Origin of the sequence: Stenotrophomonas sp. P2112, from assembly GCF_041897515.1 — a bacterium.
Classification (GTDB): Bacteria; Pseudomonadota; Gammaproteobacteria; order Xanthomonadales; family Xanthomonadaceae; genus Stenotrophomonas; species Stenotrophomonas sepilia.
This window is the reverse complement of the sequence record NZ_CP169216.1, coordinates 3,835,768-3,859,195: the sequence shown is the minus strand read 5'-3', so window position 1 is coordinate 3,859,195 and position 23,428 is coordinate 3,835,768. Positions and strand designations below refer to the sequence as shown.

Below are 23,428 nucleotides of genomic sequence, written 5' to 3'. Positions count from 1 at the left end.
CGGCCTCCGTTGGTCCTTCCCGTTCTTCCCGCAGATTGCAGCGATACTTCCCGACGTGCCAGCTTCACCGGACAACCTGAACCCCATGGCCGACGACCCGCTGGGCGTTCCCGCCGGTGGGCGCCATGGGGCCGCGCATGCGCTGGCCCAGCTGGGCCTGTTCTGCCTGCCGGCACTGGTGCTGACCGTGCCGATCAACCTGCTGCCGTATGGCCTGCTGCTGCTGCTCAGCACGCTGCTGGCGCCGGAGCTGCTGTGGCGCGCGCGCGGCATGGCCGGTCAGCCGGTGAAAGTGCTGGCCTGGCTGATGCTGGCGGTGCTGGCGCTCGGCGTACTGTCGGTGGTGTTGTTCGAGCAGGGCCTGCGTGACGTCGACAACCGCTCGCGATTCGTGGTGATCCCGTGGATCGCGCTCTGGGTCTGCGCGCTGCGTCCCAACCTGCGGTGGCTCTGGTACGGATCATTGACCGGCCTGCTCGCCACCTTCGCGATGTCGCTGTGGCAGGTGCTGGGTGGCGCCCCGCGCGCAGAGTTGTTCACCAACGCCATCGTGCTGGCCGACATCGTGATGGTGTTGATGGTGCTGCTGGTGTTCTGTCGCCCGTCGCGGCGCTGGTCGCTGGTGATCCTCGGCACGGCCGCCGGCTGCGGCACCATCGTGCTGACCGGCAGCCGCGGCGTGTTCGCCGCCCTGCTGGCGCTTCTGGTGGTGCTGGCACTGAGCCTGCGCTGGCGCACCGGTGCGGCGCGCCTGTCGGTGCTGGCCGGCATGCTGGCGATCGGCGCGACCCTGTTGCTGTCGGTGCCGGAGCTGCGTCACCAGGTGCGCCTGAGCGAGCTGCACAGCGACGTGCAGCGGATGGAGCAGGGCGACAGTGATTCTTCCGCCGGTGCCCGCGTGGAACGCCTGCAGGTGGCCTGGGAGACCTTCCTCGACCATCCGCTGGTGGGGGTGGGCATCGGTCATTTCGACAGCGCGATGCTGCGCGTGCCGGTCTGCCGTGAGAATCCGGAAGAGTTGCGTTGCCACCTGGGGCATGCACACAACGATGTTGCCGAATGGGCAGCGACCCAGGGCGTACCGGGCCTGCTGCTGTTGCTGGCGGTGTATGGCATCCCGCTAGGGTTGTTCGTGCGGCTTCATCGCCGCAGCGGACGGACGACCTTCCGGGGGCCGGCCGCAGCCGGCATCATGCTGGTGATCACCTATGCGCTGTGCGGCCTGACCCAGTCGATGTTCGCGCACCAGATGACGGCCAGTTTCTATGTGACCCTGGTCGGCCTGCTGACCGGCCTGTCGATCGTCGAAGGCGCGCGCCACCGGGCAGTCACCGGGGCGTGACGCATCGGTGCGCCGGGCAGGGCCCGGCGATCAGGGGTTCGGCGGGTCGGCCACGGCCTGGCCGTTGCCCAGCATCCACAGCATGATGGTCTTCTGGCGCACGTAGTTGGCGCGCACATAAGCGTAGACCAGGCCATGCCAGCCGTCGCGGAAGCCGCCACGGAACACGAAGCCGCGCCAGAACCGCCAGGCCGGTGCCAGCACCAGCTTGCCCAGCGTGGCCCGCTTGCCGCGCGCGAACTCGTGCTCGGCCATCATCCGCGCGTACTTCTCGGTCTTGGCCAGCTGCTGCTGCAAGGAGCGGTAGGGGTAGTGGACCAGGTCGCCGCGCAGGGTACCGACACTGCCATCGACGCTGGCGGCCTCGTGGATCTCGCGCTTGCCGCGCCAGCCGCCACGGCGGCGGTCGAACAGGCGCATCACCCGGTCCGGGTAGGCATTGCCATGGCGCAGGAACTTGCCGAAGTACTCCGACAGGCGTGCGAAGCGATAGCCGGCATGGCCAGCGAAGCCACCGTCGCGGGCCTGTTCGATGGCCTCACGCAGTTCCGGGCTGATCCGCTCATCGGCGTCCAGGCACAGCACCCAGTCGTGGCCGGCCTGCTCGACGCAGTACGCCTTCTGGCTGCGGAAGCCGTCGAACGGGCGCTGCAGCACGCGGGCGCCTGCGGCCTCGGCGATGGCCACGGTGGCATCGGTGGAGTAGGAGTCCACGACGACGATCTCATCGCAGAAGGCCAGCGAGGCCAGGCAGTCGCCGATGCGGCCGGCCTCGTTGAACGCGATAATGCAGGCCGAGATGCGAGGCCGTTCGATGGGAGCGGTCGTGGAGGACATGATGGCCGGGTACCTGTTGTTTGCGACGGAGCGCTATGCGCTGCCTATTCTCGCCCCGTTGGCGCAGGCCTTGCACGCCTCCGGGCAGGAGGTGGCAGCCTGGTTCGAGGGCGGCGCGGTCGGCAGCCAGCTGCCGGGAGTGCCCAACATCGGCCTCAAGCAGGCGCTGGCAATGCGGCCGCGGGCGGTGTTCAGCGCCGCCAACTGGGTGCCGACCTTCCTTTCGGGAGCCAAGGTGCAGCTGTTCCATGGCTTCAACGTGGAGAAGCGGGACAGTGCGCGCGGCCACTTCCGGGTGCGCGGCATGTTCGACCTGTACTGCACGCAGGGGCCGGCCACCACCGGGCCGTTCCGCGAGATCGCGGCCCTGCAGGGCCACTTCGCGGTGGCCGAGACCGGCTGGCCGAAGCTGGATCCGCTGTTCCGCGACGATGGTGGCGAGAGCGCCGCGCTGCGCGCCGCCGCTGGAGGACGCCCGGTGATCCTGTTCGGTTCGACCTTCACCGAACGCCTGAGCGCAGCCCCGCACCTGCATGCGCAGATTGCTGCCGACATCGCCGAGGGCAAGCGCTACTGGCTGCTGACCCTGCACCCGAAGTGCCCACCGGAATTGTTCGAACGCTACCGCGCGCTGGCCGGTGCCAATGCGCGCTTCGTCGAGCCGGAGCAGGTGATGGCTGCACAGCGCGCCGCCGATGTGCTGGTGTCCGATACGTCCTCGATCGTTTCGGAGTTCATCGTCCAGCACAAGCCGGTGGTGACCTTCCGCAACCGGGTGCCCAAGCCGCACATGATCGACTTCGACGACCCGGTGCAGCTGCCGGCGATGCTGCAGCGCGCGCTGCATCCCGACGCCGCGCTGCAGGCGGAGATCGTGCGCTACGCCGATGCCATCCATCCGTACCGCGATGGCCTGTCCAGCGAGCGCGTGATTGCGGCTACCGAGGATTTCCTGTCCGGCGAGATGGGCGTGCTGCGGCGCAAGCCGTTCGGGAGCTGGGTGCGCGACCTGCAGATCCGCAAGGACCTGGGGTATTGGGGGCCGTCGCAGCGGTAAGCCGAGCGTGGGCTCGGCTCTACAGTAGATCCACGCCATGCGTGGATGCGCGACCCCAGGCCGCGGTAGTGCCGGCCAGCGGCCGGCACTCCCTACCAGCGCAGCTTGCGCCGCGCCAGCGCGGCCGCCAGTTGATCCATCACCTGTTGCGCCTGCGCCTGCGGCAGGTAGTGCAGGATCAACGCCACATCACCATGCGCGCCGGCGGTATCCAGCTGCAGGCTGCTGGTGCCCAACAGCTTGTCCAGTGGCGAGCGCAGCAGGCGCAGGCCCTGCACCTTGTCCAGCTCGGCCCAGCGCCACCAGCGCTTCCACCAACCGCCGCGCACGGCGACGTAGTGGTCATCCAGATACCAGCCCATGCGCGCCATCTGCCGATGTGCCACCAGCAGCGCCAGCGGCAACCAGGCCAGCACGATCAGGCCCCATGATCCCCAGCGCCAGTACGCGGCTGCGGCCAGCACGGGGACCAGCAGCAGCGCACCCAGGCACAGCCGCCACCAGCCACGCTGGGGAATGGACTGCCACTGCGCCGGTGGCCACTGCAGTTGTGGCAGCAGGTGCTGCACCAACTGCTCGCAGCGCATTGCCGGGGCCAGCGGTGCCAGCTCGCGCAGGGCGCGGTCCTGGTCCCGCGAAGGGCCGCCGGCGGCGCTGTCGATGCGCAGCTGGCGCAGGCCGAACCAGCGATGCAGGGTGGTTTCGTGCAGCGTCCAGGCCTGGATGCGGCGACGCGCGACACTGCTGCGGGTTCGGCTGACCAGGCCAGCCGAGACGGTCAGCCGGCGATCCTGCTCGCTGAGAGTGAAGCCGTGATAGCGCAGCAGGGTCAGCACCACCGACAACGCCCGCAGCGCCAGCCAGCCCAGCAGCAGGGCTGCGGCCAGCAGCAGGAAGGCGCCGGCCACGCCGGGATGCAGGTGGCTTGCGTAGCCGAAGGCCTCCCTGCCACCACGCTGGATGGCCGCGTCCATCACCGGCCGCGGCACGGTCTGGAACAGCACGCCGAAGGCGGCGATCGCCAGTGCCCATCCGCGGTTGGAGAGCAGGCCCATGCGCACCACGTCCCAGCTCGACAGGCGCAGCAGCACCTGTTCGGTGTCGGTCCCGGTGATCGAGGGCGTGGCGACGACGTCGGCGGGCTGCGGTGCCTGCCCACGCTGGCGCACCAGCCGTTCCAGCGCCAGCGCCTGGTCCAGCCTCAGTACCCGCATCTCGGCTTCCGGCCGCACGCCGCCGGCTGATTCCAGGCGCAGCTCGGCCACACCGAACAGCCGGTGCAGCGGGTTCTGCCGCACTTCCACGTTGTGGATGCGGGCGAACGGGATCTCGCGCCGGTTGCGCGCCAGCAGCCCGCTGCGCACCGTGATGGCATCGCTGCCGATGCGGTAGCGGTAGCTGAGGTACTGCAGCACCGAGACCAGCACCAGTGCCGCGATCGCCGACAGTGGAATCAACTGCGCCCACATCGGGTCGCGCTCGCCACGCTGGCCGAACACCAGCAGCGCGACCAGCGGCAGGAAGTAGTGGCGCAGCTGCATCAGCAGTACGAACAGCCACGACCACGGGTGCAGGCGATGGTCCTCGCCACCGGCAGGCAGCGATGCGGGCAGGGGCGGCGGCAGGCTCACAGGGCGTCGGCGTCCTGGTCGAGCTGGTGCGAGAGGGTGTCGCGCAGGCGCTCGGCGTCGGCTTCATCCAGGCCGTTGACGGTGACCGCGCTCATGCGGGTACCGGCAGTGTGCACGATCAGCGTGGCCAGGCCGGCGCGGCGCTCCAACGGGCCCCGGCGCAGGTCCAGGTGTTGTACGCGCGATATGGGAATGCGGGTTTCCAGCTGCCACATCAGGTCGCGGCGCAGGCCCAGGCCCTGGTCATCCAGGCGCCAGCGGGTGCGGGTCAGTCGCCGGCGGCCGAGCCAGGCGCCGAAGAGGATGCCGATCAGCAGCCCCAGGGCGGCAGTCCACAGGCCGCCGGGCAGATCGAAGAACCAGGCAGCTGCGGCCAGTGGCAGACCCGGCACGAACAGTCCGCCGAAGGCGCCTTCCAGTGCGGCCAGGCGGGCGGCACGTTGCGGCAGCGACTGCCAGGCATCGGTGGGCGGGGCGATGGGGGCGACGTCGGTCACGCGGGCTCCGTCAGGTGGCAGGGCGAGCGGCGGCGGTGGCCGCACCGCGCAGACGGTAGCAGGTCGGCTGTGTTACTGGGCAGCCTGGATCAGCGCATCGACATCCAGCAGGTGGCCAGCACGATCGGCCTTGGTGCGCAGGTAGTGTTCGTTTTCGGCGGTGATCTCGCCGGTGACCGGAATGCAGTCCAGCACCTCGATGCCGGCATTGCGCAGGCGCTGTGCCTTGGTCGGGTTGTTGCTGAGCAGAGCCACGCGCGAAATGCCCAGGCCATGCAGCATCGCCACCGCACTGCCGTAGCGGCGTTCGTCGGCACCGAAGCCCAGCTGTGCATCGGCGTCGATGGTGTCCAGGCCGTCGTGCTGGTAGCCGTAGGCGCGCATCTTGGCGGCGATGCCGGTGCCGCGGCCTTCCTGGTCCAGGTACAGCAGCACGCCGCCGCCCAGTTCCTTCAGCTTGCGCAGCCCGCGCCGCAGCTGGTCGCCGCAGTCGCACTTGAGCGAGCCGAACAGGTCGCCGGTCAGGCACGAGGAGTGCACGCGTACCGGTACCACCGACGACAGGTCCGGTTCGCCGACGATGATCGCGACCTGGTCGCGCTGGGCCACGCCGCCGCGGAACACCGCGAAGGTGGTCATGCCGACGTCGCGCAGCGGTACCGGCGAACGCGCCACCAGTTCGTAGTCGTGGGCCGCATGTGCTGCGCCTTCGGCCAGGTCGCACAGGGCCACCTCGGCGGCACCGTCGAAAGTGTGGTCATCCACGTCCAGGCGCACCGCGACCATCGCCGGCAGCAGCAGGCCCAGGCGGGCCAGCTCGACCGCGCCGGCATCGAAGGCGTCGCCGGCTGCCCAGCCGTCGGGCATCGGGCCGGGCTCGCGCAGGTAACCCAGCGAGGGCAGGGTATCGAAGGCAATGCCAGCCAGCGGCAGGCGCGCGCCTTCCGGTGCTTCCACGCCGAGCACGCGGGCGCGGGTCGCGGTCAGGAACAGGTAGTGGCGCTCGCGCGCGGCACCGGCGAACGTGGCAAAGCTGCTGGCAGTGGCGCTGTCCAGTGCAATCACCGCCAGGCGCTGGCCCTGGCCATCGTGGAGCAGTACCGGGCGACCGGCACGCAGTTCGGCCACCGCGCGTTCGCAGCGGATCGCGGCGGGATCGCCGAACAGGGAAGAGGCAGCAGGCATGGCAGGACCGGGGGAGGCGGACATCGCAGTCTCTATGGGGGCGCCGGCGTCGTATTCAACGTGGTGCGGCCGCCGGTCGCAGGGGCCGGACGGGCCCGCGTGGTGCGACCGTCAGTGCGGATGCTCTTCGGTCGCGTACGGGTCTTCCTCGCCGCTGCCCGGTGGCCGCAGCGTATAGCGCTTGTAGGTCCATTGGTACTGCGTCGGGTCGCGGCGGGCGATGCGCTCGATGCCGGCGTTGAGCGCGGTGGCCGCCACCTGCGGGTCCGGGTCGGCCACGGCCGGGTCGGTCGGCTCGATGTGCAGGGCGAATTCCATGTCCGGCCCAACGCGCTCGCACCAGCCATACAGCACGGTGGCGCCGGTACGCTCGGCCAGCCGGTTGACCAGGGTCATGGTCAGTGCCTGCACGCCGAAGAACGGCACGAACACGCCGTCGCCGGCCTTGGGTTGCTGGTCGGGCAGGATGCCGGTGGCACCACCGTCCTTGAGCACCTTGAACAGCTGGCGCACGGCGGGACCCTCGGCGCGCACCTGCTGCACGTTCTGGCCGCCCCGCACCAGCTGCAGGAAGGCGTCGCTGGCCTCGTCCTCCGGTGGCTTGTAGACGATGGCGATGTGCCCGCGCGAGGCCAGCCACTGGTTCAGCAGCTCCCAGTTGCCGAAGTGGGGTGCGGCCACGATCACGCCCTTGCCGCTGGCCAGGGCCGCGTCGTACAGGGATTCGCCGTGGCGCTGCTTCAGGTGCAGGCGCAGGTTGTCGGCCGGCCTCTGGCTCCAGAGCCGCAGCGTCTCGATGGCCTGCAGGGCGGTGGAGCGCAGCAGCTCGCGGTGCAGGCGGTCGCGCGCCGGACCGTCCAGTTCCGGGTAGGCCAGTTCCAGGTTGCGCCGGGTGACGCGGCTCTCGCGAGCGTTGAGACGGACCCACGTCCACGCCAGGGCATGCGCGAACGCCCGCAACAGTGGCCAGGGCAGGCGGGCGAACAGGGTGGTGGCGCGGTAGACCAGCCGGGCTTTGCGTTGCGGATTCATCGGCGCCAGTTTAGCCAAGGGCGCTGCTATCGTGGCCGGCCCTGTTCATTGGAAGCCCACGATGCTCGTCCTGATCCAGCGCGTCAGCCAGGCCGCCGTCCATGTCGACCAGGAAGTGGTGGGGCGGATCGGCCCCGGCCTGCTGGCCCTGGTCGGCATGGAACCGGGCGATACCGAGGCCCAGCTGCGACGGATGGCCGAGCGCCTGCTGGGCTACCGGGTGTTCGCCGACGAGGCCGGGAAGATGAACCGGTCGCTGCGCGACACCGGCGGCGGCCTGCTGCTGGTCAGCCAGTTCACCCTGGCCGCCGATACCCGTTCGGGCATGCGCCCCAGTTTCACGACCGCCGCACCGCCGGACGAGGCTGAACGCGGGTTCAATCGATTTGTCGAGATCTGTCGTGAAAATCACGCGCCCGGGGTGGAAACGGGCCGATTTGGTGCCCATATGGTCGTCAGCCTGGTCAATGACGGTCCCGTGACCTTCCTTCTCAGGCCCTGAGCCTGCGGGACCACCGCCCGGCAGGCGGGGCCCCGGGCTGGTATAATGCTACGTTCCCTATTTCTCCCTAGCCGGTGGCGCGAGCACTACATGGCCAACGAACGTCCTGCCCAATCCGAAATCAAGCAACTGATCAGCAAGGGCCTGGAACAGGGCTACCTGACCTACGCCGAAGTCAATGACCATCTGCCGGACGACATGGTCGACCCGGAACAGATCGAAGACATCATCGGCATGATCAACGGCATGGGCATCGATGTCCATGAAGTTGCGCCGGATGTGGAAACCCTGCTTCTCAACGATGGCAACACCGGCAACCGCGAAGTCGATGACACCGCGGCTGAAGAAGCTGCCGCCGCGCTGAGCGCGCTCGACACCGAAGGTGGCCGTACCACCGACCCGGTGCGCATGTACATGCGCGAAATGGGCACCGTCGAGCTGCTGACCCGCGAAGGCGAAATCGCCATCGCCAAGCGCATCGAGGAAGGCCTTTCGCAGGTCCAGGCGGCCCTGGGCCAGTTCCCGGTTTCGGTCGAGTCGCTGCTGAACGACTACGAAGCCCACAAGGAAGGCAAGAAGCGCCTGGCCGAAGTGATCGTCGGCTTCAACGACCTGGTCGACGAAGAGCCGGCACCGCCGGCGGTCGTTGCCGATGACAGCGCCGATGCGGACGCCGAAGGCGACGAGGACGAGGACGACGATGTCGACGGTGGCGATGAAGAAGCCGCACCGACCGGTCCGGATCCGGAGGAAGTCGCCGCGCGCATGCAGGCACTGAGCGATGCCTTCAACGCTTTCAAGAAGGCCGCGACCAAGGGCGACAAGAAGAACCTGCCGCGCCTGCGCGAAGAGATGTCGGCGGTGTTCGTCACCCTGAAGCTGCCGCTGCCGCTGACCGACGTGCTGACCAAGCAGTTGCGCGACACCATGGCCGACATCAAGTCGCATGAGCGCCGTGTGCTGAACCTGGCCACCGTCACCGCGCGCATGCCGCGCAAGGACTTCATCCGTTCCTGGGAAGGCAACCAGACCAACCTGGAGTGGGTGGAAGACGCACTGAAGCGCAAGCAGAAGTGGTCGTCGGCCCTGCGCGAAGTGAAGGACCAGATCATCGCCGAACAGCAGGCGACGATCGACATCGAGAAGCTGACCCAGCTGGACCTGGAAGAGCTGAAGGAAATCAGCCGTGCCATGGCCTACGGTGAAGCCAAGGCGCGCAAGGCCAAGAAGGAAATGGTCGAGGCCAACCTGCGCCTGGTGATCTCGATTGCCAAGAAGTACACCAACCGTGGCCTGCAGTTCCTCGACCTGATCCAGGAAGGCAACATCGGCCTGATGAAGGCCGTGGACAAGTTCGAGTACCGCCGCGGCTACAAGTTCTCGACCTACGCCACCTGGTGGATCCGCCAGGCGATCACCCGCTCGATCGCCGACCAGGCGCGCACCATCCGTATTCCGGTGCACATGATCGAGACGATCAACAAGTTGAACCGCATTTCCCGCCAGATGCTCCAGCAGTACGGCCGCGAGGCTACGCCGGAGGAGCTGGCCAAGGAAATGGACATGCCGGAAGACAAGATCCGCAAGGTGATGAAGATCGCCAAGGAGCCGATCTCGATGGAAACCCCGATCGGCGACGACGAGGATTCCCATCTGGGCGACTTCATCGAGGACACCAACGTGGAGTCCCCGATCGAGAACACCACCAACATCAACTTGTCTGAAACCGTGCGCGACGTGCTGGCCGGCCTCACCCCGAGGGAGGCCAAGGTGCTGCGCATGCGCTTCGGCATCGACATGAATACCGACCACACGCTGGAAGAGGTCGGCAAGCAGTTCGACGTGACCCGCGAGCGCATCCGCCAGATCGAAGCGAAGGCCCTGCGCAAGCTGCGTCACCCGAGCCGTTCGGAGCAGCTGCGCAGCTTCCTGGATATCGATTGATAGCCAGCGGCTGTTGAAGCGTTGAGAGAAACCCCGCCTGGTGCGGGGTTTTTCTTTGGTCGTTCCCGGCCATGCCGGTCGGATCCTGACGATGTCGCGTCTGCCATTTGATTACTTCCTGCGGTAGCCGCACGCTGACCGTGCAGATGCTCAACACATCGCGTAGGCAGGCCGGTCTCCATCGGCGCTGATGCAAGCGCGCAGCAGGTCACGTACATCACATACGGCCCGCTGCACTGATTCGTCATGCATTTGGAGTGAGGCCATGAATGATGTGGAGCACGATCTGTTTGATTCCCGGCAGACTGATTTTCCGTCGCTGCTTGATTGGGATGAGGTGATGCAGGATGAGCGTGAAGATCGGCTGGGGTTTGCCCGCCGCACGACGTATGCGTTGCTGACGCTGTCTGGTGCGGAACTGGTCGAGGGCTTTGACGGCGGCAACCACAAGGCACTGGAAGAGGCCAGAAGGACGGTGGCGCTGTTCCAGGCACATCTGCGGCGGCAGATGTGGTTTGCGGACGTGGCGGAGAAGCGGTTGGGGCGTGTTGCTGAGGCTCTTGCTGCTGCCGGGTAGCCGATCGAGCGTGGCCTCCACTACACTGTGGCGCTGCGCAGGGCCTATAGCTCAACGGTTAGAGCAGGGGACTCATAATCCCTTGGTTCCAGGTTCGAATCCTGGTGGGCCCACCATAAAAAAAACAGGCACTTAGGCTTACGCCCGAGTGCCTTTTTTGTGCCGGTGGGAAAATTCGCGGGAAAACTCAACGCTTGCGAGGTGGTTTCACGACTGGCAAGTCGTGATCGTAGCGGCCCGTAGTGGTGGGCGATTGTGCCCGGCCGCATCCTGCTTGTCGCCACGGTTGCCCTCGGTGTTGGACGTGAGCCATGCGCGCCTGATGGGTGGCAGGCCCTGCGAGGACGCCATCTGGCGCCAGATCGTGACCGTGCTGGACGCGGCGGACCGTGGCTGTGACCTGTTCGATATCGAGGAACTGCGCCGTGACTACAGCGCCGAGGAGTTCGCCAACCTGCTGATGTGCGAGTTCGTGGACGACAGCGCCAGTGTGTTCCCGCTCACGATGCTGCAGCCCTGCCAGGTCGATTACAAGCCGTTTGCCGTCCGGCCCTACGGCGACCGCGCCGTGTGGATCGGCTACGACCCGGCTGAGACCGGCGACAGCGCGGGCATCGTGGTTGTGGCCCCGCCGCTGGTGCCTGGGGGCAAGTTCCGCGTGCTGGAACGCCACCAGTTCAAGGGCATGGAGTTCAAAGACCAGGCGGCGTTCATCGAGCAGATCACCAAGCGCTATTGGGTGACCTACATCGGCGTGGATGCGACCGGCATGGGCACCTGCGTTGCTCAGCTGGTGCGCCAGTTCTTACCCGGCGTGACTGTCTTCAACTATTCGCCCGAGGTGAAAACGCGGCTGGTGCTGAAAGCCTATGACGTAATCAATGACGAACGGCAGGAATACGACGCCGGCTGGATCGACCTCACGCAGTCACTGCTGGCGATCCAGAAAACCATCACCCCGAGCGGGCGCCAGGTGACCTACACCGCCGGGCGCTCGCGTACCACCGGCCATGCTGACTTGGCTTGGGCACTCACGCACGCGCTGCAGAGCGAGCCGCTGGAAGGCGGACGGGCTGCGCGCGGCACCATGGAGATTTTCTGATGACCGACACCGACCAGAGCGCCATCGCCGCGCCGCCGGTGAGTATCGAAGCCTTCACCTTTGGCGAGGCCAGCCCTGTGCTGGAATCACGCGGCTTCCTCGACTACCTCGAATGCTGGCGCAATGGCCGCTACTTCGAGCCACCGGTGGATCTGCAAGGGCTGTCGCGCACAACGCGCTCCAACCCGTACCTGCACAGCGGCCTGACATTCAAACGCAACATGCTGGTGCGCACGTTCCGACCGCACCGGCTGCTGAGCCGTGAGGCGTTCTCGCAGCTGGCGCTGGACTACACCACCTTCGGCATGGGGTATGTCGAGCGTCGCCGCCCCATGTCAGGAGCCGCGCACAGTCTGGCGGTGCCGCTGGCGCAGTACGTGCGCCGTGGCGTGCAGCCCGGTGAGTTCTTCCCGGTGCGTGCCGCACGGGTAGAGCATGAGTTTCCCGCCGGTGAGGTGTTCCAGCTGCGAGAGGCAGATGCTGATCAGGAGATCTACGGCCTGCCGGAGTGGATGCCAGCCGTAGAGGCCGCGCTGCTGAACGAGTCGGCCACGCTGTTCCGCCGGAAGTATTACAACAACGGTTCGCACGCCGGCTACATTCTCTACATGACCGACCCCCAACCCGAGGGCTTGGACGTGGACGCGTTGCGCGACGCGCTGCGGCAGTCGCGCGGGCCGGGCAATTTCAAGAACCTGTTCGTGCACTCGCCCAATGGGAAGAAGGACGGCTTGCAGGTGACCCCGGTCAGTGAGGTGGCGGTCCGAGATGAGTTCACCGGGATCAAGAGTGTGACCCGCGATGACATGTTGGCGGTGCTCCGGGTGCCACCGCAGCTTCTGGGTATCGTGCCGCAGAACAGTGGCGGGTTTGGGTCGATCCGCGACGCGGCGGGCGTGTGGGCGGCGATGGAACTGGCGCCGCTGCAGACGCACATGGCAGCTATTAACGAGTGGCTGGGCCAGGACGTGATCCGCTTCGAACCCTTCGAACTGGAGGCGACCGCATGATGATTCGAGAGCGCCCGAGCTGCAGCGTGGGCGCTCACTTGTGGGCCAAGGCGGTGGAATGAATGGCGCCGATAGCACAGTGACGGCTTTATCTCGAGAACGATGGCCCGTCTTGCGTATGCGCCTGCTGTGCCGGTTGTTGTTCAAGGCTCGCTGCTTGTGATTGGCTCAACGCATCAGCGCGATGGAGCGATTCCGCCTCCGGTGCGCGAAGCGCATCCATCGTACTCATATGGCCTCGACGATGGGCGGGATCGTCCATTGCTCCCTCGACTATGAAGACCCTCTCACCTCGAGCTAGGTTCTCTGTCGGATTGTTCAAGACAACATGGTCAACCCGTGAAAGGCTCTGCTCCTTCGCCAGTACCAGCAAGCTTGCAGACATGCGCTGACTCGACTCGTCCCAAGGTTTCCCATGCTCTGCGTCCAGGCGTTCCACACCTGCCCTAATCTGCATGTAGAGAGAGCGGTCAGCATCGCCGAGTTCAGGGGCTGAGGAGGATGCTCGCTGCCGTGAGGGCGAGTCGTCGCTGTCCGAACCGACTATTTCCGCAACCGCAATGCGCTCGGCGTCAAATTCTGGATCTGGCCTACGCCGCCGTTGCGTGGGTGCTATTTCCCGGTCGTAGTAGTCGCCATAGTAGAGTTCGTATGTCGCATGAGGACCAACAGACGGAGCCTCTGTCTTGAACACCTCAGCGATCTGCCCAAGTGCTTGGTTACGGTTGATCCGTCCGGCCTGGAGTTCCGCCGCAATGGTTCCGTATTGTTGTGGACGATTACCTGTGCCGGAAACGCCAATATCTGGACCGCCAGCTGCAACGATCTCACGCTGGACCTGGACATTGCTGAGAGTCGCGGCGGCTTCTCCTCGCAGCTCGCTGTTCACATAGGCTTGCTTAGAAGTTCGATTTTCGGGTTCGGTGAAGAGATGGTGCCCAACTTCGTGAGCAAGAGAACTTGCGATCCTTGAGCCTTGCCCAATCGCATTCTCGTCAATAACGATCTTGACGCCGGGTATAAGATAAGTGCCTTCACCGGCTGCCCCCCATTGGATAACGATACCTTCACGCCTCGCCTGGGTGAGGCCCGCCTGAAGTGTTGGGGATTTTGCTAGAAGCGGCGCCAAGGAGGGGTCGTCCAATGGCGATGCAGGACGCCGTGTGGCTCCTGGGCGGCCTCCCTCCTGCGGCTGCGGCAGTCCAGATTCTTCAGTACGCTCCATGCTCCGGCTCCTTCGCAATAACAGGGATCAGCGCTGACTGATCGATATGTAGGTCAGCGTCACGTTATCGGAATCGAGTCCGAGCACGACCTTTGCATCGTTCACCTGCGCAGACCAGTAAGGGCGAGAGCCAGGCGCGTCAGGCCGAGATGGATGTTTGGTCGAGTTTTCCCAGATGATTTCCTCGAGCGCAATGCTTGGTGGTGCGATCTCAAAGATCAGGTTCGCGAGCGCAGGATCGTCAGCAGCACTTCTCAGCCTGATGTTCCGGACCTCAAGGTCGCCCAACATTCCGTGTTCTGCGATCCGTTCGTCAATCACGTCCTGGCGTGTCGGCTCTCCCAGATGCGTGTGGAGCTGTTCATTTAACGCGTCGACATCATCAAAACGTACACTAGACAGGCGCTCGATGTCGTTCTTGAATCGCTCCATACCAATTTCACTCCCTGATTTGACGGACTGTCTTTGATTAGATTTATGCGATGGGGTTGGTGAGGCACCGCTCGAACACGCTGACAGTATCAACGCTGAAACGGCTATTGAGAGGCAGCGATACGCTGCAAGCCGGAGGTGACTCCGATCTCCGCGCCTTGATGAAGTAGCGCATTTGTCGAGCCATGCATCCATGAAGGTACCTCTCGCGCCAGGAACACTGTCCCGAATCTAGCACAACGTCTTGTGATGCACGGGTCGGAACCCCCACCGGATAGCGATTTTGGGAGATTTCGCGCAGTGTTAGATTATTCGTTTAGTTGGAAGGGGCGAGCTATGGGTGGGCAAGAGGAAGCAATCGCGACAACTAGGGAGGTTGCAATCAACCATTTCTTCGAAATCACTGCTTTCATCGTGCGCCATGTTGGGTGAGTAGGAAACTTCTGTTGGGTTACAAGCAGCAGGATCTGTATATGGCCTCAGACATCTCGTTGGATCGCTCTATCTGGTTGGGCTGCAACAGTTTGGAGAGTCTCGCAATGGATGCCGCTGATTGGCTATTGGGGTGCGCGCGCTGATATGCGAGCCAGTATGCAAGGCTCTTTTCAGGGGATTTGTCGGCAATGATCCCTCGGTCATGGATGTCAGCAAGGGCTTCAATCGAGTCGACGCTTCCCTGTGATACCGACTCATTTAGATAATCAATCGCATCCCTTCGATAATTGGCTATCCGTTCCGGATCCTTGAGCGCTTCAGTCAAGTTTCCAATGATGGCTTTCGGGTCTTTGGCGAAAATCAGTCTCGCTTCGACCGACCCTTGGGCGGCAGCAAGAGAGAGCCAATTCTCATCTCCGAGTTCCGTTCGCCCTATCAGCCCTTGGCAGTGGCCAATCTCCTGGCCGATTTCCACTGATGCGTAGGCCTTGTACTCATCGGCATCACCTGAGTTAAGCGCCCGCTTGCAACTGGCAATGCGGTTATGGATCTCATAGCTCGACTGGGCATCGCCGGCCCGTGCAGCCGCGATGCGCCTGTCAATGTATTCCGAGGCGTCGCCTTCGTAGTGAGGTGTTTCGATCTTGAGCAGAAATGCCTTGCCACCCAAAGCCACTGTTGATTCGATGGATTGGTGTGGCGAACGCAAGGATTGATGAATGCTTGATTCAGATGCGATATCCGTTGACGAAGTGCTTTTCTCACTGAGAGGAACCTCATCTCCTTTGCTTTCTGACATCGGATGGTCTGCAGGCCAACCAGGAAATGGTTGCGACTACGCCGATGACGAACATTCCATATATGAGAATTCTACTGATCTTCAATTGATTCCTTTTCCCTTGTCGTCGCGGAGCTTTGCGATGGACTGACCTCGGGCCGTGGTGATAGCTGATTTCGGCGCTGATCCCCTGCCTCTCGATTCCCGGGATTTCATATTGCGGGGTGATATTCACTGTCAACCAGAAATTCGTTGCAGCGGGCTACGCTTTGCTCTTGCGTGTTCTCAGTCACGCATCGGTGGACGTAAAGCGACAAATACCCTTCCTCGGAACGCGAGCGCATGAATGGCAAAATGGCCATTCCGTGCCGCGGTAGCAATTGGCTTGTTCTCTCGCTAGCCCGACGGCGGCCGCCGCAGTTGCGATCTCATCGCGAAGGTTGCGCCCTCCCTCCTGGTGCGGCCGCGACGCGATCGCGTTGACCGTTGGCCTTGGTGTATCTGTAGCGGAACCTGAGCCCACCGCCGGCGAGCTTCCGCACATCCGGGCAGCCCACACCATGCGACGCTGGATCCGAGGCCCGTTGGCCGATCGGCAAGGTGGCCAGTCCGTTCTCTCCGAGCATTCCCTTCATTGCGCCCATTGGCGACCGCTCGGCGACCTTTTGTCAGCGGAAGGAGGTGCACAAAGATGAGCGAAGATGGTCGCGGGGCCTGGGAATCAGCCGCGTGGTTTACGGCTGGAAGGTCTGTGGAGGCGCGTGGAAGCGCTGTGGAGGCCCCGTAATCCGTCGATTCCAGATTCGAATCGTGATGGGCCCCCACGCGACCTCGCACGACCTGTTGCAGATCTCATTGCTCCCGCGCCCCGCGCGCCCTGCAGCGTCGGTACCATCTGATCCGCACACAGGGATCGACCATGCCCAACACCGATACACCGGTGGAAGACTTCACCACCGAAATCGAAGACAGCCGGCACCTGTTCGCCTGGTGTCTGGTCCACCATGGCCAGGTGCCCGAGGCGCAGGCGCTCGAACAGGCACGGAAGCGCTATCCCGACCAGAGCCCCGGCCGCGAATACGAATACGCGCTGATCTTCCACGACGAGCCCTGGCACTGGGCGATGCTGCACATGAAGGGCGAAAGGTATTGGCAGCAGCACCCGGAACTGGCGCGGCCGTCGCTGGACTACGAAGCCGAATCGGACGCACTGTGCCTGGCCCGCGGTGAGCAGGTGCCACTGCTGGATGAGGACGAGTACCTGGGCGCGCTCGCGCATGCACGCCACATGCGTGCATGGACGCTGGTCCATCAGGCGGGTCGTTGGCCGGATGAAGCGCGCCAGGAGGCGCTTGGTCACTACGCGTATCATCCGCGCCATCATCGCGGGCGATTTCAGGTTCACGATCCGCGTGACGGCTGGTGCCATGTGATGAGCGCATTGCATGGCAACGACTACTGGGCGCGACCCGAGCTGCGGGAACCGCCACAGGCCTATTGGAGCGAGTCCCGCGCCTTTGTTTCGGCGCAGGGAATCCGCTTGCCGGACCCTCCGGGCTGAGGTCTGCTCAGCCAGCGAAGGCGCAGCGCCATCGATCACCGCACTCTGTGCCGAATGACACATGCCCTGCCATTTCTGCTGGCGGGAAGATGGCGGCATCCTGAAGTGGAGTGATCTGATGCCTGGTACGCTCAGTCGTCGCACCTTCCTGGCCAATGCCGCGGCTGTTCCGGCGGCCACGCTCATGCCCACCGGTGTTGCCACCCCGGCGCGGCCAAGCGTCACCACCGCGAGCCTGATCGACGCGGAACGCGGCGTGATCCGCTCGGCCATGGACGGCAGCGGCATCGGTGCCGCTGCCGTCTGCCTGGTCGAAGGCGGGCAGGTGCGCTGGACTGAAGGCTTCGGTCACGTATCAGGCCAGGGCAGCGTGCCCGTAGACGCCAGCACGATGTTCAGCATCCAGTCCACCTCGAAGAACTTCGCGGCGGTGGCGGTGCTGTTGGCCGTGCAGGACGGCATCCTTGATCTGGACGCGCCCATTACCCGCTATCTGCCGTCGTTCACGGTGCGCAGCCGCTTCGAGCATGCTCCACAGGAGCGCATCAGCCTGCGCCTGCTGCTTGCCAATCGCGCGGGATTCACGCACGAGGCGCCACTGGGCAACAACTACGAACCGGCGTCGCCGGGCTTTGATGCGCACGTCCGCAGCATCTCGCAGACATGGCTGCGCTTTCCGGTGGGTACGCGCTATCGCTACTCCAACCTGGGCTTCGACCTTGCCGGTCATGTCCTTGAGCAGGTTGCGGGCATCAGCTATCCGGCCTGGCTGCAGCGCCGGATCTTCGAGCCGCTGGGAATGCACGACAGTACGGCCGATGCGTCGGTCTACCTGGCAAGCAAGGTGCGGGCACTGGGAACCCAGGAAGGCCATACGCAGGTACCGCCGGTGACGCCGCTGGTGGTGTCGGGAGGCGTGTGGACCAGTGCCGCCGACATGGCGAAGTATCTTGGCTTCCTGCTCGGTGGCGGCCGATCCGGTGCGCAGCAACTGCTTGAGCCCCGTCTCTGGGACGAGATGCATGGTTTCGGCCTGGGCGGCGACTACGGGCTCGGTGTCATGCGCAGCGAACGCCTCTACGGCAGTACACCGGTGCGGCTGCTGCACCACCGCGGCGGGGGCTTCGGATTCGGGTGCGTGTTCACCTACTGCAGGCAGGCAAACGCTGGATTTGCCGCGATGTTCAATCGCGCGACGTCTGCGGGGTACGGCATCGGCGAGCGTCTGCTCGATCAGCTGTTGTCGGCGCGTTTCGGGCCCCGTCAGCCGCGTGTGCCCCTATCAAGCCTGGCGCCGATCAGGTTGACCCAGGACCAGATGCAGCAGATGGCGGGAAGCTGGATCGGGCGCAGCGGCAAGGCGAAGATCGGGGTTGCCGGAAACGGGGAGCTGCAACTGCATCGAGGGGCGCACGCCGAGGGTACCCGCTTTGCGGCCATCGACGGCGATCAACTTTTCACTGTGGACACCGATGGAGAGGTTGCGACGTACCGTTACCATGCGGCGACGGACATGCTGCCGGCGTACCTGGAATGCAGCAACGGCGAGGATGGCCTGGACCAGAACGATCCCATCGATGGGCCCACCGGGCCGCAGGCGCCCCATTGGCAACCCTGGCTGGGACGCTATCGCGTTGACCAATGGGGCAAACCATCGATGTTCGTTGTGCTGGAGCAACGACACGGCTGGCTGTACATCGATGGCATCCGCCTGGTTGCTGAGGTGGAGCCAGGATTGTTGTTCACCAGCGATGGCGAAGCGGTGGATTTTCGCGGCTCCCAGCCGACATGGCGCAACCTGCGCCTGCAGCGCGTCGCGCCCGTGGACCAGGGGTGATGGCGGCATGCCGCGTGCTCATCCGCGCCGCTCACGCCCATCGATGCTGTAGCGTCCCGCCCCGGTGCAGGCCAGCAGCAGGAAGCCGCCGGCGAGGCCCAGGTTCTTCAGGAACATGATCTGCTGGGTCTGGTCGGCGAAGTTGTGGTGGAAGATGAAAGCGGTGACCAGGCTGAAGCCTGCGAGCACGACCGCCACCAGCCGGGTCTGGAAGCCGAGCAGGATGCACAGGCCGCTGCCGATTTCGAAGGCGATGGTCGGCCAGAGCAGGATGCCGGGTACTCCCATCGCCTCCATGTAGCCCTGGGTACCGCTGAGATCGCCGAGCTTGCCCAGCCCGGAGACCAGGAACAGGGCCATCAGCAGGATGCGTGCAAGCAGGTAGGCGAGCGAATGCGATGAAGTGCTCACGTCGATGTCCTCGGAGATGGCCGACGCAGGCGATCGGAGCCCACCGGCAGTGAAGCCCGTGTCTACGCGCCGGGCAAGGCGCCTTGACAGCTGCCGCGCTGCAGTAGACCTTTCCCGCATGACGATCGATATTGAATCGCTCAGCCTTCGCGAGCTGGGTGCCCTGGTGGTTGCCGCTGAACAGCGGAAACAGCTCATTTCCGGCCGCCGTCCGGCCAGTGCGGTGCGGCGGATGCTGAAGGCCGCCGCCGCCGAAGCCGGCTACACCCTCGAAGAACTCTTTGGCGGCCAAGGCTCGGAAACACCTGCGCCCGCCCGCAAACCCGCCCGCCGTAAATCCGGCAAAGTCGCGCCCAAGTATCGCGACCCGGAGTACAAGCGCCTGACCTGGACCGGTCGCGGGCGCATGCCGCGCTGGTTGGCGTCCAAGGTGTCGATGGGCCACAAGGTCACCGATTTCCTGATTCCTGGTTTGGCCAGGCCGACCGCTGGCAAGACCAGCACCATCGGCAAGCGGACCGTCATCAAGAAGGGATGAGGCTGCAGCACTGCTACCCTGCCCGGGTCTTTCAACCAAGGAGCACGGGATGGCACACGAGAGTGGCATGACGATCACGCCGAAAGTCCTGCACGCCGCCGCAGGCGCGGCCGTGCTGGTCAGCCTGCTGGCCTGGGCGGTGGAATGGAGCGGGATGGCCTATGTCTGCCCGTACTGCCGCGTGCAGCGCACGGTCATCGGCGTGCTCGGCCTGCTGACGCTGTTCGCGCGCCCGGGGAGCCTCATCGTGCCCTGGTTGTCGTACACCGCGGGTGGCTTCGCGTTCGTGGTGGCAGCGATGCAGCACTTCAACGGTTGGAAACGCATTTCCGCAGGCGACTTCAGTTTCAATGAGCAGTGGTACATCGACCCTTGGCTGTTGTCGGGCTGCGCGATGCTGATCCTGGTGGCGCAGCTGATGCTGGTGCAGGCCGCCTGCCGGCGCAGCTTGCGCTGAGTGTTTCCACGCATGGCGTGGAACTACCCGTTCTGGAATACCGCCAGCTGCGCGGCGAAGGCGCGCTGGTAGGCGGGCCGCTGCGTCGCGTGGGCCACATAGGCGGCCACCGTCGGATACTCGTCGAGCAGCCCGCTGCTCTTCAGGCGCAGCAGCACCGAGACCATCATCAGGTCGCCCACGCTGAAATCGCCGTCCAGCCACGGCGCCTTGGCCAGCCATGTCGACAGTTGCGCCAGTCGCGCCCGAACCCGCTCATCCAGCAGCGGCAGCCGCTGTGCGTACCACGGCTGCTCGCGCTCCAGCACCCAGGCCATGGAGCGCTCAACGATGGGGGGCTCCACCGTGTTCAGCGCAGCGAACACCCACATGATCGCGCGCATGCGGGCGTCCGGATCGCGCGGCAGCAGGCCGGGGTGCTGTTCGGCCAGATGCAGGATGATGGCGCCGGATTCGAACAGGGTCCGGTCGCCCTCCTGCCAGGTGGGAATCTGCCCGAACGGATTGCGTGCCAGGTGTACGGGCTGCTTCATCTCGGTGAAGGTGAGCAGTTGTACGTCATAGGCTACCGACAGTTCCTCCAGTGCCCAGCGCACGCGCATGTCACGAGCCAGGCCCTGGCCGCGGTCGGGGGAGGTGGCGAAGGCGGTGAGGATGGGAGGCATGGGGTCCGCAATCAAGGAGGGCTTTGATGATCTGACGAGCGAGTGTTCCGGAAATCGACATGGGTGTCGGTGCTCTGCACGTCGCCTGCACGTGTCCTGCACGCACGCACCGTCGCCGATCCATCAGTCTGCCGGGGTCATCCGCAGAGACAGGTAGCAGGCATGAATACTCCCGGAAAACCGAAACCCAGTTGGCGCCAGAGAAACGTGCTGATGGGAGCGCTCGCCGCGGTCCTGGTGATCGTGCTGATCATCCTTTTCGTACCTTGGTGAGCCTGCCCGGGCTCGCTCGATGTGATCCACGCGCCACTGTGGCGTGAAGCAGTCAGTGCGGGTTGGGTGACGTGATGTGCGTATCAATCGCTGCTCACCCGGGAACCACACAAGCATGTCCACAGTGGATACGCAGGCAGCGCAGTCGAAGCTGCTTTTCTCCCCTGAAACGAAATACAGGAGCAACGCCATGAGCACCCAGTCCACCATCGAACACCGTCTCAACGACCTGATCGAGATCGCCCGTGACGGCAAGTCGTTCTATGAAGAAGCCGCAACCAAGGTGAAGGATGCCGAGCTGTCGGCCCTGTTCACCCGCATTGCCGGTGTCAAGGGTCGCATCGTGGCCGCATTGAGTGGCTCGGTGGCTGCCAGCGGCGGCAAGCCGGCCGAGCATGGCACCGTGGTGGGTTCGATGCAGCAGTTCTACGGCAAGGTGCGTGCAGCCTTCGGTGACACCAACTATGGCTATGTGGCCGAGCTGGAAGAGTCGGAGGACCGCCTGCTGGGCGCGTTCAAGGACGTGCTGAAGGACAACGAGCTTCCGCCGGCGGTCCGCCAGGAAGTCACCCAGCTGTTGCCGGAAGTGCAGGAATGCCACAACGTGATGCGCGCGCGCAAGCATGCGATGAAGGCGGCCTGACGATCAGCGGCGTCCCACTCCCCAGGGACGCCGCGGCCGGGGCGGCACCGCTGCCCCGGCCACCCTGAATCGGTCGCTGCTACACTCTTGCCGGTTCCGCACTGCCAACAATGAGCACCATGAACAACGGGAACGGTCCGCAGACAGTTCGCTGAGCCGCAACAACGACGCAGACGTTGTTGCGGTGAACATCCCTGCGATGCATGCGAAGTGGATGGATCACCGCCGGACTCACTCTGGGCGGAGACTCCCCATGTTCAATCGACAGGCCCCACGTTGGGCCCATACCCTGCCATCGGCCATTGCGCTGATGGCGCCGTTCGACCTCCTGGCCTCGCTGGCCATGGATATCTATCTACCTGTAGTGCCCTTGATGCCCGGCGCGTTGGGAACATCGCCTGCGCGGGTGCAATTGACGCTGAGCATCTACCTGCTGGTGCTCGGCGTCGGCCAACTGCTGTTCGGCCCGTTGTCCGACCGGATCGGGCGCCGCCCCGTGCTGTTGCTGGGGGCGCTGCTGTTCACCGTTGCCTCGTTTGCGCTGGCGCTGTCCAGCAATAGCGGGTTCTTCCTGGCCTGGCGCACAGTGCAGGCGATTGGCGCGTCGGCAGCGCTGGTAGCGGCGTTTGCCACCGTCCGCGACGTATACGCGGATACACCGCAGGGGGCGTCCTTGTATGGACTGTTCGCTTCGATGCTGGCCTTCGTGCCGGCACTGGGGCCGATGCTGGGTGCACTGGTGGCTGCGGCAGCAGGCTGGCGTGCGATCTTCGTGCTGCTGGGTGTGCTTGGCCTGGTCGCCGGCCTGCGTGCGCAACGCCTGTGGCAGGAAACCCGACCCGCAGGGCGCAGGGACGCTGGACCGGCACTGCAGAAAATTCTTCGCAGTGGTGCCTTCTGGGTCTACACGCTGGGATTCAGTGCCGCGATGGGCACGTTCTTCGTGTTCTTCTCGATCGCACCGCGCGTGCTGGTCGAGCGCATGCAGTACTCCCAGATCACCTTCAGCCTGGCGTTCGCGACGGTGGCACTGGTGATGATCCTCATGTCGCGCATGGCGAAGACGTTCATCGCGCGCTGGGCGGTGCCTGGCACATTCGTGCGTGGCCTGTGCGTGATGGTGGCGGGTGTGTTGTTGATGGCGCTCGCTGCGGAGTTGCCACTGTCATTCGCCAGCGTCGTGCTGCCCATGTGGAGCATCGCGGTGGGGCTGGTGATGGTGGTTTCGGTGGCTGCCAACGGCGCGTTGAGTGAGTTTGCCGATGCGTCGGGTACGGCGGTGGCGCTCTACTACGCGATGCAGAGCCTGATCGTGGCCTGCTTCGGAACACTGGCTACGGTGCTGCTGCCGGGCGATACGGTATGGCCGCTGGTGGCCTATGGGCTGTTGCTGCCAGTGGCCAGCCTGGTCGCCGCGGCGATGTTGCGCGGCTGCCGCTAGCCTCGGCCGGTGATTA

General features: G+C 64.9%; 22 protein-coding genes, 1 tRNA gene and 1 pseudogene. 14 read left to right on the top strand and 10 right to left on the bottom strand.

The annotated features are described in order from the left end of the window. Positions 1–85 precede the first annotated feature (85 nt). Positions 86–1,342 carry an O-antigen ligase gene (locus ACEPA4_RS17740; protein ID WP_164092883.1) on the top strand — a complete coding sequence of 419 codons (1,257 nt, stop codon included), beginning with the start codon at positions 86–88 and terminating at the stop codon, positions 1,340–1,342. Between the two features lie 30 nt (positions 1,343–1,372). On the opposite strand, the gene ACEPA4_RS17735 is transcribed toward ACEPA4_RS17740, so the two are convergent. Next, the gene (locus ACEPA4_RS17735) at positions 1,373–2,179 is read right to left on the bottom strand and encodes a glycosyltransferase family 2 protein (RefSeq protein ID WP_061478126.1); all 807 of its coding nucleotides are present in this window, start codon (positions 2,177–2,179) and stop codon (positions 1,373–1,375) included. Between ACEPA4_RS17735 and ACEPA4_RS17730 the strand changes: the two genes are divergently transcribed. Next, positions 2,178–3,236 carry a CDP-glycerol glycerophosphotransferase family protein gene (locus tag ACEPA4_RS17730; RefSeq protein ID WP_164092899.1) on the top strand — a complete coding sequence of 353 codons (1,059 nt, stop codon included), beginning with the start codon at positions 2,178–2,180 and terminating at the stop codon, positions 3,234–3,236. The genes ACEPA4_RS17735 and ACEPA4_RS17730 overlap by 2 nt on opposite strands. 92 nt (positions 3,237–3,328) lie before the next feature. Here ACEPA4_RS17730 and ACEPA4_RS17725 read toward each other — a convergent pair whose 3' ends face one another. From ACEPA4_RS17725 to ACEPA4_RS17710, 4 genes are all read right to left on the bottom strand, one after another. Next, on the bottom strand, positions 3,329–4,867 hold the full coding sequence (locus ACEPA4_RS17725; RefSeq protein ID WP_164229850.1) for a PH domain-containing protein: 1,539 nt from the start codon (positions 4,865–4,867) through the stop codon (positions 3,329–3,331). Continuing rightward, a complete protein-coding gene (locus tag ACEPA4_RS17720) occupies positions 4,864–5,364 on the bottom strand; it encodes a PH domain-containing protein (protein WP_053496994.1) in 501 nt (166 codons plus the stop codon). Before ACEPA4_RS17720 ends, ACEPA4_RS17725 begins: the two co-directional genes overlap by 4 nt. 72 nt (positions 5,365–5,436) lie before the next feature. Then, entirely contained in the window at positions 5,437–6,573 is a 1,137-nt protein-coding gene (gene ribA, locus ACEPA4_RS17715) for a GTP cyclohydrolase II RibA (protein WP_053496995.1), read from the bottom strand. Positions 6,574–6,660: 87 nt separating this feature from the next. After that, the gene (locus ACEPA4_RS17710; protein WP_053496997.1) at positions 6,661–7,581 is read right to left on the bottom strand and encodes a lauroyl acyltransferase; all 921 of its coding nucleotides are present in this window, start codon (positions 7,579–7,581) and stop codon (positions 6,661–6,663) included. Positions 7,582–7,642: 61 nt separating this feature from the next. Here ACEPA4_RS17710 and dtd point away from each other — a divergent pair, with 61 nt between their 5' ends. The 6 genes and pseudogenes from dtd (at position 7,643) to ACEPA4_RS17680 (ending at position 12,716) form a co-directional block, all read left to right on the top strand. Next, positions 7,643–8,083, top strand: a complete 441-nt coding sequence (gene dtd / locus ACEPA4_RS17705; protein WP_065178791.1) for a D-aminoacyl-tRNA deacylase — start codon at positions 7,643–7,645, stop codon at positions 8,081–8,083. A 90-nt stretch (positions 8,084–8,173) separates the two neighbouring features. Next, positions 8,174–10,027 carry an RNA polymerase sigma factor RpoD gene (rpoD, locus tag ACEPA4_RS17700; RefSeq protein WP_005419586.1) on the top strand — a complete coding sequence of 618 codons (1,854 nt, stop codon included), beginning with the start codon at positions 8,174–8,176 and terminating at the stop codon, positions 10,025–10,027. Between the two features lie 265 nt (positions 10,028–10,292). Continuing rightward, positions 10,293–10,604, top strand: coding sequence for a hypothetical protein (locus tag ACEPA4_RS17695; RefSeq protein ID WP_065178790.1), 312 nt, complete (start codon positions 10,293–10,295; stop codon positions 10,602–10,604). 40 nt (positions 10,605–10,644) lie between these two features. Beyond that, positions 10,645–10,720 (top strand) — tRNA-Ile (locus tag ACEPA4_RS17690). Between the two features lie 182 nt (positions 10,721–10,902). Beyond that, positions 10,903–11,706: pseudogene (locus ACEPA4_RS17685) on the top strand (terminase large subunit domain-containing protein); the annotation flags it as partial. Beyond that, on the top strand, positions 11,706–12,716 hold the full coding sequence (locus ACEPA4_RS17680; RefSeq protein ID WP_139727727.1) for a phage portal protein: 1,011 nt from the start codon (positions 11,706–11,708) through the stop codon (positions 12,714–12,716). The pseudogene ACEPA4_RS17685 and the gene ACEPA4_RS17680, both read left to right, overlap by 1 nt. 88 nt (positions 12,717–12,804) lie before the next feature. Here the strand turns inward: ACEPA4_RS17680 and ACEPA4_RS17675 are convergent, their stop codons facing one another. From ACEPA4_RS17675 to ACEPA4_RS17665, 3 genes are all read right to left on the bottom strand, one after another. Then, positions 12,805–13,941 carry an XVIPCD domain-containing protein gene (locus ACEPA4_RS17675; protein WP_139727725.1) on the bottom strand — a complete coding sequence of 379 codons (1,137 nt, stop codon included), beginning with the start codon at positions 13,939–13,941 and terminating at the stop codon, positions 12,805–12,807. Between the two features lie 27 nt (positions 13,942–13,968). Further along, on the bottom strand, positions 13,969–14,373 hold the full coding sequence (locus tag ACEPA4_RS17670; protein WP_005419578.1) for a hypothetical protein: 405 nt from the start codon (positions 14,371–14,373) through the stop codon (positions 13,969–13,971). A gap of 451 nt (positions 14,374–14,824) precedes the next feature. Next, the gene (locus tag ACEPA4_RS17665) at positions 14,825–15,607 is read right to left on the bottom strand and encodes a hypothetical protein (RefSeq protein ID WP_139727723.1); all 783 of its coding nucleotides are present in this window, start codon (positions 15,605–15,607) and stop codon (positions 14,825–14,827) included. A gap of 898 nt (positions 15,608–16,505) precedes the next feature. On the opposite strand from ACEPA4_RS17665, the gene ACEPA4_RS17660 reads away from it, so the two are divergent. Further along, entirely contained in the window at positions 16,506–17,147 is a 642-nt protein-coding gene (locus tag ACEPA4_RS17660; RefSeq protein WP_139727720.1) for a hypothetical protein, read from the top strand. 61 nt (positions 17,148–17,208) lie between these two features. After that, the gene (locus ACEPA4_RS17655) at positions 17,209–18,984 is read left to right on the top strand and encodes a serine hydrolase domain-containing protein (protein WP_255312994.1); all 1,776 of its coding nucleotides are present in this window, start codon (positions 17,209–17,211) and stop codon (positions 18,982–18,984) included. An 18-nt stretch (positions 18,985–19,002) separates the two neighbouring features. Here ACEPA4_RS17655 and ACEPA4_RS17650 read toward each other — a convergent pair whose 3' ends face one another. After that, the gene (locus ACEPA4_RS17650; RefSeq protein WP_069139686.1) at positions 19,003–19,395 is read right to left on the bottom strand and encodes a DoxX family protein; all 393 of its coding nucleotides are present in this window, start codon (positions 19,393–19,395) and stop codon (positions 19,003–19,005) included. 118 nt (positions 19,396–19,513) lie between these two features. Here ACEPA4_RS17650 and ACEPA4_RS17645 point away from each other — a divergent pair, with 118 nt between their 5' ends. Beyond that, positions 19,514–19,933, top strand: coding sequence for an H-NS family nucleoid-associated regulatory protein (locus tag ACEPA4_RS17645; protein WP_374083051.1), 420 nt, complete (start codon positions 19,514–19,516; stop codon positions 19,931–19,933). A 49-nt stretch (positions 19,934–19,982) separates the two neighbouring features. After that, positions 19,983–20,390 carry a hypothetical protein gene (locus tag ACEPA4_RS17640; RefSeq protein ID WP_111200393.1) on the top strand — a complete coding sequence of 136 codons (408 nt, stop codon included), beginning with the start codon at positions 19,983–19,985 and terminating at the stop codon, positions 20,388–20,390. A 23-nt stretch (positions 20,391–20,413) separates the two neighbouring features. Here the strand turns inward: ACEPA4_RS17640 and ACEPA4_RS17635 are convergent, their stop codons facing one another. Beyond that, entirely contained in the window at positions 20,414–21,055 is a 642-nt protein-coding gene (locus ACEPA4_RS17635) for a glutathione S-transferase family protein (RefSeq protein ID WP_262089911.1), read from the bottom strand. Between the two features lie 463 nt (positions 21,056–21,518). Here ACEPA4_RS17635 and ACEPA4_RS17630 point away from each other — a divergent pair, with 463 nt between their 5' ends. Further along, on the top strand, positions 21,519–21,971 hold the full coding sequence (locus tag ACEPA4_RS17630) for a PA2169 family four-helix-bundle protein (RefSeq protein ID WP_005419568.1): 453 nt from the start codon (positions 21,519–21,521) through the stop codon (positions 21,969–21,971). 253 nt (positions 21,972–22,224) lie between these two features. Further along, positions 22,225–23,412: a CmlA/FloR family chloramphenicol efflux MFS transporter gene (cml, locus tag ACEPA4_RS17625; RefSeq protein WP_262089908.1), complete on the top strand. Its 1,188-nt coding sequence runs from the start codon at positions 22,225–22,227 to the stop codon at positions 23,410–23,412. Positions 23,413–23,428 lie beyond the last annotated feature (16 nt).